Raw genomic sequence first — 2,838 nt, forward strand, 5'->3', positions numbered from 1 at the left:
AACTTTCGTGATGAAATGGAGCCCTTTGCAGTAAATTGATCACTTTCCATACTATTTGCCTTAACAGTGCCATTAAATCTATAATTATTACCATATCTATTATTCGTGAAATAAAATGTATTGGCATCTAATAAATTGCCCAAGTCATCTCTATTACCAACATCACGATTATAAAACATATCAATCATGTTATTATTCGTATCAGGACTATTAGTTACGAAACGTAAAATATTGTTTTTATTATTAAGCTGAAGAAAATTAGTATTAATACTATTGTTATTAGATTGACCAGTTACCGATAAATTTTTATTTATAAAAACATTAGCATCCTTGTCTACAACCAATCCTAATTTAGCTTTATCTCCATAACCAGAACCTAATCCTATACCACCTATATAACCCAACGGATCAAAAAATATCTGACCTAAAACAGCACATTCTTTATTCTCGTTACAAGTTGGTGATTGATTCCAGGCTAGGTTCTGAAGGGGATCAGTAGAATTTTGCTTCGTTAAACCCAAATGCAATGAATTATTTCGCTTGTTATCTACATTACCATCATTAGACATAAATGTCATAAGTTGGTATGAAGCCTGATTGGTTTTTATTTGTCCCAAACCAGATATGCTCATAACATCATTAATATTTTGCAGATAGGGAGATGCTCCTAACATAGTCCATTTATACAAAAAGAAACCTGCATCAGTTTCAAAAGACTTACCACCATATGGCCAAATACCATCAATTTTCAACCCCAATGGCATATGATTGAATCCAGCCATACGCAACATATAGCTTCCTTGAGCCAATGGGTGTCCACCTCCGGAAAAGACCATGGTAAGTCCACGCACAGATGCTTGTCCATCATGATCTTGATTCATAGGAAAATCCCATTCATTATCAAATTCACGGGTAATTGAATCAGGACTTTTATTGAATGATTGTTGAGTGTAAAGATTAAAATTCTTTTGAACCATTCCTAAAAACAGGGCGGGTTTTTGATAACGATGATAATTACTATTATAAATATAATTTATATTATTTATTTGTTCCGGTCTTACAACTGAAGGAATATTAACTTTATCAAAACAATCTGGTCGATTACCAATATGCAATCTCTTTTGCAGTTCCTCATTATCATTTAACTGGTTTTTTGTTAAACAAGCGTAGGAAAGTTTATAATCCAACTGATCGTAAGCATTTAAGCCTGGAGATTTTATATTGGGATCATCATTAAGCGGATGCTTGTTATTCTTCCATTTTACTAAGTCACCAGCTAAACCTGGATAACTAAAAGATCTCATAAATATCTTGGTTACTTTATTTTGTCTTATGGCAAGATCTTTTTCTTCATCTGTTTTTGTTTTATCTGCTTTAATAGCGTCAATATTGGCTTGATTTAAAACAGTATCGTTAAACCCATCAGCATATCCATAATAATAACCGGGCATGTCTGTATTACCACTGTCTTCATTGGTTCCATTTTCAACACTGGCCATCCCATTGGCGATATTAGTCCATACAGCCATACGCGCGTGCGTAAGATTTCTTTCTTTTTCTGATAAAGATGGATAAATTGCCGCATATTGAGAACCATTATCATCTTCAGAAAAATCAATAGCATATGCTGTACCATCAGAAGCATAATATATAATTTCTAATTTTTTATCTGGAGTTAAAATATCCTTCAAAGCATAACCATCATTAATATTCACTTCTGTCGTATTGTTTGAAGGGTTATAAAAACCGGGGGTAACTTTTACAGAATTAGATATTTTCCCTGCATTGTTTACAAAATTGATACCCCTCAATTCACAACGTGATCTGCTTTCACCCAACCCACATCCAAAGGTTCCTTTGATAACAAATTTTGTTGCACCAGCCGGAACATTCGATATTACCGAATATTCATTACCTTTAACAATATATGAACCATCGCTATTTTTAACCAATATATTCCCGCCTATTGAATCCATAGGAGAATTATCCATTGTTCGCATATCCATATTAATACCATCAGTCACTCCAGAACCGCTACGATGGTATGCTTGTGGACCGCTCATATTTGTAAATTGATAGCAAGACCCACCTTGATCTCCTTGTCCGGTATTTTGGCAGGTAGCTTTTATTCCAACTACAGAATTGCGACTACGCCCTCCAACCATTAACGTATTGGGTTTAATATTTCCCCAATCATACCCTGGTTGACTCAAAAATATTAAATTGGCATTATTCCTATCATCATTATACGGATCGACTGGTTCAATCCCCCCTGGAATGGGTTTATTTAATACATGTCCATTAATCTCAATACCACCAACTTTAACCGTTCCATTGAATCGGTAATTATTACCATATTTATTATTCGTGAAATAAAATGTATTCCCATCTAATGGATTACCAAAATCATCCTTATTATTACCATCCTTATTATAAAACATATCAATCTCATTATTATTAGTATCAGGACTGTTGGTAATAAAACGCAAACGATCACCATGTCTTGGGAGTTCAAAATGTCCACTGTTGAACGATGAAGCCTTGACTGTCCCGTTAAATCGGTAATTATTGCCATATTTATTATTCGTGAAATAAAATGTATTCCCCTCTAATGGATTACCAAAATCATCCTTATTATTACCATCCCAATTATAAAACATATCAATCTCATTATTATTAGTATCAGGACTGTTGGTAATAAAACGTAAACGATCATTTTTTTTATTTAACTGAATAAAATTACTATTTATTGAATTATTATTTATTCTATCATTATTTATATTGGCTGTTATTTCTCCATTCTTGTTTAAACCAGCCACTCCATTGGCTACATTTATT

Annotated in this window: 1 protein-coding gene; it reads right to left on the reverse strand. The window is 33.2% G+C overall.

The window, feature by feature from the left end; translation table 11 throughout:
• On the reverse strand, window positions 1–2,838 hold a 2,838-nt coding region (locus U0839_RS08635), incomplete at both ends, for a hypothetical protein (RefSeq protein ID WP_413550488.1).

It is taken from the genome of Commensalibacter sp. A3DC, from assembly GCF_047307945.1.
In the GTDB taxonomy this organism is placed as follows: Bacteria; Pseudomonadota; Alphaproteobacteria; order Acetobacterales; family Acetobacteraceae; genus Commensalibacter; species Commensalibacter melissae.